This window comes from Halorubrum sp. CBA1125, from assembly GCF_009742825.1.
Taxonomy (GTDB): Archaea; Halobacteriota; Halobacteria; order Halobacteriales; family Haloferacaceae; genus Halorubrum.
Window position 1 is genome coordinate 1 of sequence record NZ_WPCE01000073.1, and the last position, 13031, is coordinate 13031.

14 protein-coding genes are annotated in these 13031 nt (G+C 65.8%); 6 read left to right on the top strand and 8 right to left on the bottom strand.

Going from position 1 to position 13031, the window contains the following annotated elements:
- The 3 genes from GJ633_RS08330 to wecB form a co-directional block, all read left to right on the top strand.
- The coding region (locus GJ633_RS08330) for a UDP binding domain-containing protein (RefSeq protein ID WP_255470569.1) at positions 1–358 on the top strand (358 nt) is incomplete at its 5' end.
- Entirely contained in the window at positions 358–1365 is a 1008-nt protein-coding gene (locus tag GJ633_RS08335; protein WP_231741299.1) for a glycosyltransferase family 2 protein, read from the top strand. The genes GJ633_RS08330 and GJ633_RS08335, both read left to right, overlap by 1 nt.
- 124 nt (positions 1366–1489) lie before the next feature.
- Positions 1490–2599: a non-hydrolyzing UDP-N-acetylglucosamine 2-epimerase gene (gene wecB / locus GJ633_RS08340; RefSeq protein ID WP_321168981.1), complete on the top strand. Its 1110-nt coding sequence runs from the start codon at positions 1490–1492 to the stop codon at positions 2597–2599.
- 45 nt (positions 2600–2644) lie between these two features.
- On the opposite strand, the gene GJ633_RS08345 is transcribed toward wecB, so the two are convergent.
- Both GJ633_RS08345 and GJ633_RS08350 read right to left on the bottom strand, forming a co-directional pair.
- Entirely contained in the window at positions 2645–3946 is a 1302-nt protein-coding gene (locus GJ633_RS08345) for an antibiotic ABC transporter permease (RefSeq protein WP_197431297.1), read from the bottom strand.
- A complete protein-coding gene (locus GJ633_RS08350) occupies positions 3943–5067 on the bottom strand; it encodes a DUF354 domain-containing protein (protein ID WP_156588445.1) in 1125 nt (374 codons plus the stop codon). The genes GJ633_RS08345 and GJ633_RS08350 overlap by 4 nt, the downstream gene beginning before the upstream one ends.
- A 214-nt stretch (positions 5068–5281) precedes the next feature.
- Here GJ633_RS08350 and GJ633_RS08355 point away from each other — a divergent pair, with 214 nt between their 5' ends.
- On the top strand, positions 5282–7360 hold the full coding sequence (locus tag GJ633_RS08355; protein ID WP_197431298.1) for a hypothetical protein: 2079 nt from the start codon (positions 5282–5284) through the stop codon (positions 7358–7360).
- Between the two features lie 50 nt (positions 7361–7410).
- Here GJ633_RS08355 and GJ633_RS08360 read toward each other — a convergent pair whose 3' ends face one another.
- Positions 7411–7713 (bottom strand): winged helix-turn-helix domain-containing protein, encoded by a 303-nt coding sequence (locus GJ633_RS08360; protein ID WP_156588446.1) that lies wholly within the window; start codon positions 7711–7713, stop codon positions 7411–7413.
- Positions 7714–8103: 390 nt separating this feature from the next.
- Between GJ633_RS08360 and GJ633_RS08365 the strand changes: the two genes are divergently transcribed.
- Both GJ633_RS08365 and GJ633_RS08370 read left to right on the top strand, forming a co-directional pair.
- Positions 8104–9042, top strand: coding sequence for a DUF1616 domain-containing protein (locus tag GJ633_RS08365; RefSeq protein ID WP_231741300.1), 939 nt, complete (start codon positions 8104–8106; stop codon positions 9040–9042).
- A gap of 3 nt (positions 9043–9045) precedes the next feature.
- Entirely contained in the window at positions 9046–9615 is a 570-nt protein-coding gene (locus GJ633_RS08370; RefSeq protein WP_156588448.1) for a metal-dependent hydrolase, read from the top strand.
- A 27-nt stretch (positions 9616–9642) separates the two neighbouring features.
- Here the strand turns inward: GJ633_RS08370 and GJ633_RS08375 are convergent, their stop codons facing one another.
- The 5 genes from GJ633_RS08375 to GJ633_RS08395 form a co-directional block, all read right to left on the bottom strand.
- Positions 9643–10173, bottom strand: a complete 531-nt coding sequence (locus tag GJ633_RS08375) for a hypothetical protein (RefSeq protein ID WP_156588449.1) — start codon at positions 10171–10173, stop codon at positions 9643–9645.
- Positions 10174–10366: 193 nt separating this feature from the next.
- Positions 10367–10879 (bottom strand): NUDIX hydrolase, encoded by a 513-nt coding sequence (locus tag GJ633_RS08380; protein ID WP_156588450.1) that lies wholly within the window; start codon positions 10877–10879, stop codon positions 10367–10369.
- 404 nt (positions 10880–11283) lie between these two features.
- A complete protein-coding gene (locus GJ633_RS08385) occupies positions 11284–11502 on the bottom strand; it encodes a DUF1328 family protein (RefSeq protein ID WP_156588451.1) in 219 nt (72 codons plus the stop codon).
- A 192-nt stretch (positions 11503–11694) separates the two neighbouring features.
- A complete protein-coding gene (locus tag GJ633_RS08390) occupies positions 11695–12489 on the bottom strand; it encodes an HpcH/HpaI aldolase/citrate lyase family protein (RefSeq protein WP_156588452.1) in 795 nt (264 codons plus the stop codon).
- A gap of 18 nt (positions 12490–12507) precedes the next feature.
- Positions 12508–12693, bottom strand: a complete 186-nt coding sequence (locus tag GJ633_RS08395) for a hypothetical protein (RefSeq protein WP_156588453.1) — start codon at positions 12691–12693, stop codon at positions 12508–12510.
- Positions 12694–13031: the final 338 nt, after the last annotated feature.

Here is a 13031-nt window from a genome sequence, read left to right on the forward strand (position 1 = left end):
GCTGCGGCCGTGGCCTACCGCGGCCGGCGTCCCCGAGACGCGGGCCTCGCCCGCGATCGACATCGCCCACCGGCTAGATCGGCTCGGGGCGACCGTCCTCGCGGTCGATCCGATCCTCGACGACCTGCCGGAGATGCCCGGCGAGCACGTCGCCATCGACGAGCTCGCGTCCCGAGCCATCGACGCCGCGGTCCTCGTCACCGCCCACGACGCGTTCCGGTCCGTCGACTGGACCGCATTCGAGCGGGAGGGCCCCGACGGAACCCGACGCGGCATCCCCGTCGTCGACGGGCGGCAGGCGCTCGACCTCTCCGAGACGGCCCACAGACAGTACACCGTCGGGCGGGGGTGGAGCTGATGTACGAGGGCGCCACCATCGCCGTCGTGATACCCGCCTACAACGAGGCGGGATTCGTGGGCGACGTGATCGAGACGGTCCCCGGGTTCGTCGACCGCGTGTACGTCGTCGACGACTGCTCGACCGACGGCTCGTGGGCGGAGATCCGCGAGACGCTCTCCGGGCTCGAGGGGTCGGAGCGGCCCGGCGGCCCCCTGCGCCCGCTCACCGACGGTTCGGGGCCGGCCTGGCGAGACCGGATCGTCGCCCGGGACGCCCGGACGGGAACGGCGTTGCCCGACCGGCGGATCGTCGCGCTCCGACACCGCGAGAACACCGGGGTCGGCGGCGCGATAAAGACGGGGTACCGCAACGCGATGGCCGACGACGCCGGTGTCGACGTCGTGGCGGTGATGAACGGCGACGGACAGATGGACCCGGGGATCCTCGACCGGATCATCGACCCGGTCGTGCGGGGTGACTCCCACTACGCGAAGGGGAACCGTCTACGACACACGGAGTACAGACGCCAGATGTCCGTGTGGCGGACGTTCGGCAACTTCCTGCTCACCGGCCTCACGCGGATCGCCAGCGGCTACTGGCGGATGATGGACCCTCAGAACGGGTACACGGCGATCTCCCGGCAGGCGCTCGACCGCGTCGATTTCGAGTCGCTCTACGAGGACTACGGGTTCTGTAATCACCTGCTCGTTCGCCTGAATCGGCAGGGAATGCGCATCGCCGACGTCCCCATGCGGGCGGTGTACGGCGACGAGACCAGCCACATCCGGTACGGGACGTTCGTCCCGACGCTCTCGCTTTTGCTGTTGCGGAGCTACCTCGGACGGCTTCTCGACGCGACGGACACGGCTTCGGCGAGCCGACGGCCGCCGCACAGCTCCTCGGGATGGGCGCGCTCGTCGGCGGGATCGGGGTCGGCGCGCTCTTCCCTCTCGTCCCCGCGGCGGCGTCCACGGGCGGCGTTCTCGCGCTGGTCGGGCTCGCCTCGTTCCTTACGGGCATCGTGAGCGAACGACGGCGGAACGCCGACCTGGAGGTCCGGGTCGACGCGGGTGATCCCCCCTGGGAACTCGGCGTCGAGGCGGAGAGGGTCTCGCGACGGACGAGCCGTCGGCGAGGGAGGACTGACTCGTGCGGGTCTGCTCGGTGGTCGGCGCGCGTCCGCAGTTCGTCAAGGCGTTCCCGGTCTCCCGGCGGCTGCGTGCGGACCACGAGGAAGTGCTGATCCACACCGGACAGCACTACGACGAGGCGCTCTCGGGCGTCTTCTTCGAGGAGCTCGACATCCCGGAGCCGGAGTACAATCTCGGGGTCGGCTCCGGGGGACACGCCCCCCAAACGGCCGAGATGATGCGCCTGCTCGACGAGGTGATCGAGGCCGAGTCACCCGACGTCGTGTTGGTGTACGGGGACACGAACTCGACGCTCGCGGCGGCGCTGGTCGCGGCCAAGCGCGAGCCGACGCTGGCACACGTCGAGGCCGGGCTCCGCAGCGAGAAGTGGTCGATGCCGGAGGAGGTAAACCGCGTCCTCACCGACCACTGCTCCGACCTCCTTCTGGCTCCGGCGGAGAACGCCGCGACGACCCTCCGTGAGGACAACATCAGGGGCGACGTCGTCGTGACCGGGGACGTGATGTACGACGCCGTCCTCGCCGTTCGCGACCGGGCGCTCGACGAGTCGACGCCGCTTCCGATCCCGGACCTCCGTCCCGGCGAGTACGTGTTGGCGACGGTCCACCGGGCGTCGAACACCGACGACCCGGACCGGCTGGCCGGGATCCTGGACGGTCTCGCTGCCGTCGACGAGCCGGTCGTCCTGCCGTTGCACCCGCGGACCGACGACGCCCTCCGTCGACACGGGCTGTACGACCACGCCGCGGACGCGATACGGCTCGTCGACCCGGTCGGCTACGTGGACTTCCTCCGACTGCTCTCGAACGCGTCGCGGGTCGCCACCGACTCCGGCGGGGTCCAGAAGGAGGCGTTCTACCTCGATACGCCCTGCGTCACCCTCCGCGAGGAGACCGAGTGGGTGGAGACCGTCGAGGCGGGCTGGAACGTGCTGGTCGGCAGCGACGCCGACCGCATCGCCGCCGCGCTGACCGACCGGTCCGAGCGTCCGCCAAAACCCGAACTCTACGGCGGCGGCGACGCGGCCGCCCGAACCGTCGCGGCGCTGGAGGCGAAGCTGGCCGGCGCGACGCGGGAGGCCAAGTCGGCCGACGCGACGGAAGAGTGATCGGAGGCGGAGCGAGGCCGTGCCGGCGATCCGGATCGCCGATCCCTACCGCTTCGCCGTCCCGCGTTCGCGCTCTCGCGCGCGGAGGTACTGTCCCAGCGCGAAGGCCATCCAGGCCTGACACCAGCGCATCAGCGTGAACCGCTTCGTGTAGAACCGTCGCTTCTGGTAGTGAAAGCGCCCGTCGCCGGCGTACAGCTCCGAGAGCGTCCAGTCGATGATTCGGGACGCGAACGCCGTGTCGCCGGCCGCACTGAACAACACGATCCCTTCCGCGGCGGCGTGGATATCCTTCGGATAGGCGCTCGTCTCGTCCCAGTTGGGTGCCCCGGACGCCTCGAACAGCGTCTCGCGGTAGAACTCGAGGCCGCGTTCCAGCGTGTCGTCGTACCGACTCGACCCCGTTACCTCCCGATAGCGGAGGAACGACTCGAGGATGAACCCGTTGTGGTGGTTGTCCATCGAGAGGTGCGACGCGGACGGTGGATCGGTGTAGGTCCACCCGCCGATCTCGGCCTGTTGGCCCGCGACGTAGTCCAATATCCGCTCCGCCCGTTCCCGGAGCCGTGGACGGGGGCGGCGTTCGTGGAGGTCCAACAACAGCCGGGCACCGATCGCGTTCGCGTTTATCACGACCGTCTCGCCCGGTTCGTCGCTGGCGTGGTAGTCGATCCTGGCGCTGTCGCCGACCTCCCGGTAGTTCAGGTCATCGAACACGAACGGGAGGGCGGCCGCTGCGACGTCCACGTATTCCTCGTCGTCCGAGGCTGCCAGCAACGCCCTGACCGCGTATCCGGTCGAGACGATTCCCGGGTGTCGCGCCGGGAGCCGGTCGTGAAGCCCCTGCGTCGCGTGTTGGTGGCCGCCACAGAAGCCCGCGTAACCGCGGGTTCGGTTCTCGATCAGCCACTCCGCCAGCCGGTCGGCCTCGCGACGGTACCCCTCGTCGCCGAGGTGGTCTGCGGCCGCTCGGTTGGCCATGACGAACAGCGCGGTCCCCTTGAAGTTCTGCCGCTGTTCCACCAGCATGAGTCGGCGGACGTTGACGGGGGCTCGCTTGATCCCCTCCTGTATCGCGATGTTCGTCCACTTGGTCTCGAACGGCAGTGCTCGCCGGATCCGGCTGCTCATCCCGTCGAAGTAGTCCCAGCCGGTGTACTCTCGCTCTCTCGCGTACGCGAGCGTCTCCGCCAATACCCGCGCCACCGAGTCGTCGGTGACGCGGCGGGCGGCGTCGGCGCTCGCCGGCGTCTCGATCGCGGTGGGAGCCTCGTCGACGCGTCCGCGGTCGTCGAGAGCTCCGGGATCCGTCTCGTCGCCGGTCGCACCGTGGCCGGACGCCGTCACGTCGACTCCTCCGTGATGGGGGTCGACCGGTCCGAACTCGACCGCTCCGTGCCCGCTCGCCAGCGTTCGAGCCCGGGGACCGCCGCGGGGTCACCCGCCTCCGCACACGCGACGATGACCTCGGTGAGGTCCACGAGTCCACCCACGTACTCGTTCCGTCGCCGTCGCCACTCCGCCCCGACCGCCTCGTCGCGCAGGACGCCGACGCCCGTGGCGAGGACCTCGTCGAACTCGGCGGTGTTGACGACCAGTCCCTGCCGCTCGAGCTCCCTGAAGTTCCCCATGTCGTCGTCTCCCACGAAGGAGTTCGACCTGATGACGGGCGTTCCCAACAGGGCAGCCTCGGTACAGACCGTCTGCGTGTCGGTGACGACGAGTCGCGCCGCCGACAGCGCGTCGTGGAGCAGCGCGGGGTGGACGTCGAACTCGCGGGCCGAAAGCGAGTCGAGATCCAGCGTCCCTCCCTCGTCCGATACGAAGACCGTGGCGTGTTCGGCGAACGTCTCGATCAGCCGACGCCGCTGATCCGGGGTGAACCCCGACTGTCCGACGTCGTGGTGGGACCCGAACGCGTTGAACCGCAACAGGACGAACTCCTCTTCGGCTTCGAGGCCGAGCTCCTCGCGGATCCCCGGGTTCGGCCGGTAGGCGTCTGGGTGGAGGTACGCCGTCTCACAGAAGCCGTGGAACTGGTAGTGATTCTCCCCGAGGTCCTTCTGGAAGGCGTGCGGCGTGAGGAACGCCGCGGCGAACGGCCGGGAGATAGCGTGGTCGATCGACGTCGGCTCCGAGTCGAGGATCAACACCGCCGGGGTCCCGCTCGCCAGCCCGGCGTGGGCGGCGTAGGCACCGACCCCGAAGATCACGTCCGGACCGAACGACCGGACGGCGGGTACGATACGGGCGTAGTGCCGCGGGAGGTTCCGGAACACCGACCCCTTGGTCGTCCCACAGGACCCGTAGAGGCGGTAGGGGAGTTCGTACCGTTCGAGCAGCGCGAGCGTACAGCCGTAATCTCGACCGAGAACGAGCACCTCGTGTCCGGCCCGCTCGAGCCGGTCGACGGCGTGTTTGTACAGGTGGACGTGGGCGGGCGTGTTCGTGAAGAAGACGAATCGCATGTGGTCGTCTCGGGGGGACGATCTGATTGTAATAGATCGCTTACCGCACAGTCGGCCGAAAGGAAGGGAATACGGTCGTCACCCCGTGTGGTAATCGATGCATAACAAAACCCGCTACCGGATTCGGTGGACCCGTGCTCGTTCAACAGCGCGTCCGGCCCCGACGACCACGGACGACTCGGGGACCTTGGAAACACCGACGGAGTGATCCGGCGTGAGAGCGCCGGTTCGACGGGGAGACGAGCGGATCGTCGAAGCGGCGCTCGCGGTCGGCTACCTGGCGCTCGCGGCGGCGATCGTCGCCGCCTACACCACGCCGGCGACCGGCTACGAGGTGTCGATATACGCGGCGACGCCGACGGCGACGTGGGCCACACTGGCGCTCGCGGGCGTCGTCTCGATCGCCGTCTGTCTGTCCGACGAGCGGTACCTCGCGCCGGCGGTGTTGCTCGGGGCGCTCGGGGCCGCGACGGTCGCCGGACTCCCCCTGATCCGCGGCTACCACTTCTACGGCCGGGCGGACTCGCTGATCCACCTCGGTCTCGTGCGGTCGATCGGCGTCGGCAACGATCCGCTCGAGCTGTTGTATCCGGGGAGCCACCTCATCGCGACGAGCCTCACGAAAGTCGCCGCCGTGGAGGTCACGCGGGCGATGATGCTCGTCACGTGGACGTACACGCTGGTGTTCTTCGCGAGCGTCGCGCTTTGCGTCTGGTTCCTGATCCCGGATCGCCGTGCGCTGGCCGTCGGCGCGTTCTCCGCGTTCCTGCTATTGCCGATAAACAACGTCAGTACGTACCTCCACTTTCACACGTACTCGATCGGGATGCTGTTCGTTCCCTTCGTGATCTACTTGGTGTTCACACACCTGATCGGCGGTGACACGCGCGAGCGGGTCGTCGAGCGGGTCGCCGACGGGAGCGGTGCGGTCGGCGGCGGCACGGTGGGGTTCGACGACTCCGTCGGGTTCGCCGTGGGGGCGAGGAAGCCGGTGCCGACGAGCTACCTCCTGCCGGTGACCTCGGTCGCGCTGGTGTTGGTCCACCCACAGGTCGCGTTGAACGTCGTGTTCCTGCTCGCCGGGATGACGGTTACACAGCACGCGTACCGGCGGCTTCGCCCCGGCCATTCGCTCGCCGAGTACCGCCTGCTCACGTTCCAGACGGTGTTTCTGCTGACGATGTTTGCGATCTGGGTCAGTACCCACGATTGGGCGTTCATCAGTACGGCGGAATCGATGATCGAATCGGTGACCGACTTCGTCGCCGGGGAGGGGAGTACGACGCCACACGTCCAGAGCCAGAGCGACTCCGCGTCGGCGATCGGCGCGAGCATCCAGGAGCTCTTCGTCAAGCTGTTCGGCGTCGGGGCGGTCTATGCGCTGTTGGCGGCGACCGTCGTTCTGGGGCGGATAACCGGATACCTCGGACGGCTGGAGGGACATCGGTCGATGCGGACGACGCCCGATACCGCGAAGGACGTCACCACGTTGTTTGTCGCGGGGATCCTGGTGCTGCTCCCGTTCTTCGCGGCTCACTTCGTTGGGTCCATCTCGACGTACCTGTTCCGGCACGTCGGGTTCCTCATGGTGCTCGCCACGATATTCGGGGCGGTCGGCGTCAGGTATCTGCTGGCCGACGAGTTGCCCGTGAGCGGTCTCGGTAGCCGTTCGGCGGGAACCCGGGTCCGGTCGGTGAGGAGACGGTTCGCCGAGGTCCTCCCCGAGACTCGATCGGTCGTGGCAGTCGTGATCGTCGTGCTGGTACTGTCGCTGTCGCTGGCCACGATCTTCCCGTCGCCGTTCGTCTACCTCTCGGGATCGCACGTTCCCGAGGGCGAAATGGACGGCTACGAACAGGCGTTCGCGAGCCAGTCGGGCGGCGCGCCGGTCTGGTTCGGCGGCGTGCGCCACACGTCCGATCGCTACGAGATCGCGCTGTACGGGGCGGAGTCAGCACCGTGGGATCGGGAGGTGAATCCCGCGCCGCGAAAGAGCACACCGGTCCCGGAGCAAGCGATGCTGGGCGGGCTGCCGGCGTACTACGCGAACCATCCCGAGGAGATCGTCAGACGCGACCACTACTTCGTGGTCGCGGAGGCCGACCGCCAGCGAGAGGTACTCGCGTACGATGAACTGCGGTACTCGGCGGAGAGCTTCGAGGCCGTGGCGGCCCAACCCGACGTCGGGAAGGTCAGGGACAACGGCGAGCTGACCGTCTACTTCGTCGACATCCCGTCCGACACGTTCCCGGAGCCGCCCGACGAGGAGGCGGCGACCGTTCCCGGCGGATAACGGAGAGACGGTCGTCGAGAATCCGCCCGTCGCGGCGGGATCCCGGCGGATCACTCGATCAATCCTTCGGCCTCGATACGGTTCCAGAGCCGCTTTCCCTCCTCTGTGACTCCGTAGATACGCCCCTTCCGCTTTTCTTTCGAAACGAGCAACTCGACGAGCGAGCGCTCACGGAGCGACCGCAGTGCACGAGAGATGTGTGTGATGGGGAGACCGGTACGAGACGCTATCGACGAGGGGGTGGACGGACCGTCGACGAGCTGCTCGAGCACCGCTGTTCGGTATTTGGAGCTGATTATGTACCCGATCTGGTCCCAGTCGTCAGTGGCGTCTTCGTTCCGCTCGTTCTCCATCGGTTCCCCTTCCTGCCGTACGGACATAAGCCGTGGAGATTGTTTATAAAATCGGGATTCGTTTCACGGCGACACGTCTCTCCGGGTCACGCCACCGTGGGTCGGCACGCAGTCGGGCGGTAACATCGTCTTACTGGGACGAGGAACACTCGGATTCGGCGTCCGAGGAACGGGATATGCTCCGCATAACCATATACCGACTCGAGAGAGTACCGACGGAATGAGTGATCGTCACCTCGCACCGGTCGGCTCACACGGCAGTCAGGCGCGGCATTCGGCCAGCACCGGCGCGACTGGATCGGTCGACACCCAGTCTCACCGGGTCGACAAGTACCTCGGGAACGCCCTCTCACACTCCCGTCAGCGATGAACTCGGCGGCCGACGAACTGATGGCGAATCGCGACCTCGTCGCCGTCGGGGTACTGGTCGCGACCGTGGCCGCGGCGACCGCCGCGGGGACGACGAGCGTCGTCCGGCTTCCGCCTGCCTTCTTGCTCCTTCTGGTTCTACCGGGATACGTGACCGCGGCGTTGGCGTACGCCGAGCGCGAACGGGAGTCGTGGACGCTCGCCGCGCTCGTCGAGCGGTTCGCGCTCTCGCTCGGGGGCAGCTTGGCGATACTGCCGCTTCTGGCGATCCTCGTGTACCTCTCGGTAGGGTCGGTGACCACGTGGGGGCTCGTCGCGGTCGTTTCCGGGTACGTTCTCCTCGGCGCGGCGGCCACGGCCGTGCGTCGCGCCCGCCGCTCCGGGGATGTCGGGCGGCGGACCCGATCGGTCGGATCACGAGCGGAGACGTCGACGTCGTCTGGCTGGATATCCGGCCGGCTGACCCCGCTCACAGTCGTCCTCGCAGCGAGTATCGTCATCGCGGTCGCCACGCTGGGCGTGGCGGTGACCGTCCCCGCCCACGGGGAGGCGACGACGGATCTTCACCTGCTGACCGAACAGGACGGTCGGCTCGTCGCGAACGAGTACCCGGACACGCTGACCGAGGGCGGATCGGCGGCCGTCACCGTCGGGGTAACTAACGAGGAGCACAGACCAACCGAGTACACGGTCGTCACGGAGATCCAACGGGTCCAAGTCGACGGCCGGTCCGTCGTCGTCGCGGATAAACGCAGGGTCGGCCGGCATACCTTCGAACTGGCACACGGGGAGAGCTGGCGTGAACGACAGGAGTTTCAGGCGACGATCGCCGGCGAAAACATCCGGTTCGTGACACACCTCTACCGGGGCGATCCACCCGAGAACCCGACGGCAGACTCCGCGTACAGGACCACGTACGTCTGGTTCGACGTACAGCCGTCAGAGGCGGCCGGTGAGTGAGCGATGTGGCCATGGGGTCACCTCGCGGTCGGGTACGTCGCGTTCTCGGCGTTCGTTCGCCTCGGACTGCGGAGTCGACCGAGCGGTCGAGCCGTGGTCGTCCTCGCGGTCGCCACCCAGCTGCCCGACCTCGTCGACAAGCCGCTCGCCTGGCAGTTCGGTGTGTTGAGCAACGGTATCGGCGTCGCCCATTCTCTGCTCGTCGGCGTTCCCGCCGCGCTCGCCCTGGGGGTCGCCCTCGGGTTCAGAGGACATCCGCAACTGGGTGCCGGTGTCGTCATCGGCTACGGGAGCCACGTCCTCGGGGACCTCCTCTTCGCCGCCCTGTTCAGTCGACCGCCGATCCTCCCGGCGTTCCTGTGGCCGGTCTACAGGACGCCCGTGGCGGCCGCTCCGGGACTCGGGGCGAAAACCTGGCAGCTGTTGCTGGACAGTCAGGCCCTCCTCGGCGGCGAGATGGGGCGGACGTACCTCCTGATAGAGGTCCTCTTACTCGGCGGGACCGTGGCGTTGTGGATCCGTGACGGGAAACCCGGCTGGGCCCTCGTGCGGAGGTTCGTCCGCGCGAAGTGACCGTCTCTCCCTCGCAGTCTCCGTCTCTCAGTTTCCGTCCCTGCGTTCGGTCTCGATGTAATGGAACACCGCGAGAACAGCCAGCGATACCCATCCGACGCCGATCAGTACCACTTCGGTCCGGCCCAACGGGACCCCGCCGACCGTGATCAGCCCGTACACCAGAATCCCCAAGAGCGTGAGCAGGAGGTAGTACCGTCCCCAGGGACGCGTGTCGTCGGCTTCCGACGCGTCCGCGTCGAGATACCGGTTGAGGTCGTTGCCCCGATCCGTGAGCCGAATCTCGCCCGTGTCACCGTCGTAATCGACGATGCCGGCCGCCTCGAGTTTCGGAATGTGTGTCTGATACAGGGAGACGTACAGTCGTTTCCGCTGTTTGCCGGTCAAGTTCTCTGGTTCCGTCTCGTTTTCCCACGCCGCGACTTCCGTCGCGAGGTCCTGTAGCTGGATGGTCTCTCCGGTTCTGTTCAGATACTGGAGGATGAATCGTCGTCGTGGATTACTGAGAAGACTGAACAGGGCGTCCTGACTCAATCCGTTTTCCCGGGTTTCTGTCATTTTATGAGTCGGTAGCGATCGGGTAGTAGACTCGATGCTGTGAGTACAACCACATCCCCTGGCCTTTGTTAAGTACTGTATATCTCGGTAACGCCGGCCTTGTCCGTCGGCGAAACCCGTCTGCTCCCGGTAACGACGGATTACATCGGGTGATGACCGGCCCGGGGATCGCCTTTCGGCTCCGTGACGACACTTATGGTCCTCCGTTCGGTCTCTCCCCCGCCACCGACCGCTCGATGAAGCGTTCGACGGGATCGAGGGTCGTCGACAGGAGGTCCGTCGGCTCCAGCCAGGCGTAGTCCAGGATACGCTCAGTCCGGTTGGGTTCGGGCTCCGACCGGAGGGTCGCGTCGAAGATCGCGTAGACGGTCGTCGCGGGCCGGCTCGTGTGGTGGTAGACGTAGCGGCCGACCGTCTCGCCGACGGTCGCACGACACCGTATCTCCTCTTCGATCTCGCGTCGGAGGCAGTCCGAGAAGGACTCCCCGGGCTCGACGCCGCCGCCCGGAAGGGTCCAGAACGTCGAGCCGTCCCCGTGGCGCTCCTTGATGAGGAGGACTCGGTCGTGATCCGTGATGAGGGCCTTGGCTCCGATCCTGAGTTCCCGTCGCTCGGGCTCACCCTCCGACGCGTTCGGAGGGAGCGACGGAGCGCGTCGCTCATCGCGTACCCGCCGGACGGCCCTATCGGAAGGGTGGTTTTGCATACTTCTCATCGACATGACCCGTATTGATTATTATATGGCTCATACCTCCCGACAGGAACCGCCTTCTCGACCCTTCTCCCGTGTGGCGGAGCGGACGGTGCCGGAAGCCGATCGAGAGATCGTGTCCTCAAGTCCGGTCTTCGGTCGTGCCCAGCATCCCCTCTCGTCGTCATCCGACGATACGGCAGTCCGTGATCGATACTGGACGAGAGCGAGCGATCCGCCCAGGCACCCCATCAAGAGATCGATCAGCGTATTCGACGTAGAACGACGCCGTCCAAGGTGCCAGAACGATGTGAAAACGGACTCGGACGCTTCGAACCCAGCTCCGACACTCAAGAGGAGGACTACCATCCACGAGAGGGAGCGTTGTCTCGAAGCGACATCCCGTAGTCCGACCGAGTCTACATAATGTACGTGACAATAGCGAGGATGACGAAGATGATGACGAGCCACTTTGCGATGTTCATACTGAGTCCAGCGACCCCCCGAGCACCGAGCACCGCTGCGACAAGTGCGAGTAGCAAAAAGAGGACTGCAAGCTCGATGAAACCTCCTCCGAACTGCAACGGCACGGCTTGGACTGAGACGGCACTGTCCAGCACGCCGTGTGGAACTACCATAACACACCGACATCTCCCGAGTATTTTAACCCGCAACGTATTGACCCCCATCCTGTTTCTGATTAACCGGGTGACTCCATTCGAGAGACAGTGATTCATCCGGATGATCAGGACGGAGGCTCATCCGGGTGATCAGGACGGAGGCTCGTCCGGAGATTCAGGGCTACTATCCGCTCGCCAGCCGTATTCAGTTCAAGCGTCGTTCCGTTCGTCGGCATCGAACCAGCCGGTGACAGTCTGTTTGAGCGCCCCGGTCGTGCTCCCGAGGTTCAGCAGCTGGTAGCCGTTCGCCGCTTTCGTATTGACGTCGTCCATCCCGAACCCGAGCCCTGCAACGGGGACACCCGCATCGACGGCCTTCGACCGAACCGTCTCGACGGCGTCCTGCACCGTCGGATGTTCGACTTCACCGGGATGGCCGAGCGACACCGAGAGGTCGAGCGGGCCGATGAAGACGAAGCCCAGTTCCGAAACGGCGAGGATGTCGTCCAGGTTCTCGACGGACGATGCGGTCTCGATCGTCACACCGACGAGGGTCTCCCTGTCTTCGGTGGCGACGTACTCGTCAGCAAGACCCCAGCGACGAGCCCGTGGTGATCCCAGTCCCCGATCACCGGGGCCATCGTCGTAGCGAAACCGAGCGGATCGAACCGCGTCTCGGACTTCGTCGGCGGTTTCCACGCGCGGGACGAACACGTTTCTCGCGCCGAGGTCCAGCGCTTTCCGGACGAGCGTCGGATCCGTATCGGGGAGCCGGACGAGTAATTCCACGTCCGTCCGTTCGGCCGCGCGGAGCAGGTCTTCCAACTGACGCCAGTCCCACGGGTCCGGTCCACCGTGTTCGAGATCCAACCAGACGAAATCAACGCCGAGGTCACCGTAGAACTCCACGAGCGTCGGAGAGTACGTGTTGTCGAGGATACCAAGCGCGACATCTCCCTCATCGAGGGTCGCAGCGAGGTCGTTGGCGGGCTGTGAAGCCGTCATGAACGAGTGAACGAGAGATTATTCGTCGGTACGTTTTCGGAGTTTGTCGATCCGGACGTGGACGTCGTCAATCGCCTCTCGCACGTCTTCCCGGGCCTCACCGCCTGCCTCTTTCGACTCGTCAACGACCTCATCGAACTCCTCGCGTACTTTGTCAATCGCTTTATCAACGCGCTTGAACCGATCTTTCTTTTCGTCGCTCATCGCAAGTGGAGCATTCGAGACACTCGAATAAAACACGCTGTATTTTCATAGCACACGTATATGTGATTAACCGAGAGACAGGCAGTACTCGGACGACCGCTGCGTGGGGATCTCCACTCCCACCACGAGTCGGTCATTCGATCGGTACAATCCATCGCCGTCGTCGAGATTCTGTTGTTGGTGAAAAAGGAGTCGTCGAACTCTTCTCACATCGTTTTATTCAGAGCGGAACTGGAGAATCAGCTCTCAGATCGTGTGTGCTAGTCGATATTTCGGGTGGAACTGCTCGATACGAGATTGTCGTCAACGCGGAGAACATCTGTAAAGCCCCAGCGCTC